Source organism: Halalkalibacter lacteus (assembly GCF_036663595.1).
In the GTDB taxonomy this organism is placed as follows: Bacteria; Bacillota; Bacilli; order Bacillales; family Bacillaceae_D; genus Halalkalibacter; species Halalkalibacter lacteus.
Window position 1 is genome coordinate 1 of sequence record NZ_JAWRVL010000231.1, and the last position, 270, is coordinate 270.

Annotated in this window: 1 protein-coding gene; it reads left to right on the forward strand. The window is 63.3% G+C overall.

Annotated features, from left to right (window positions below; translation table 11 throughout):
* Positions 1 to 31: 31 nt before the first annotated feature.
* A partial coding sequence (locus tag SAZ04_RS22200; protein ID WP_332699782.1) for a phosphoribosyltransferase occupies positions 32 to 270 on the forward strand: 239 nt, incomplete at its 3' end.

Below are 270 nucleotides of genomic sequence, written 5' to 3' on the forward strand. Positions count from 1 at the left end.
AGCGTGCAGCCGACGTGAAGGCGGCGGTCCAATGATCGAGAAGATCCTGCTCACCGAAGATACGATCCAGACACGGATTCGCGAGCTGGGGGAGGCAATCGTCCGCGACCATCCGCCCGGGGCGGAGATCCACCTCGTAGGGGTGCTCAAGGGCGGCTTCATGTTCATGTCCGACCTCGTGCGGGCCATGGAAGCGAACGTCACCCTGGACTTCATGGCGGTGTCCAGCTACGGGAAAGGCACGACCTCGTCTGGCCAGGTGCGAGTGCT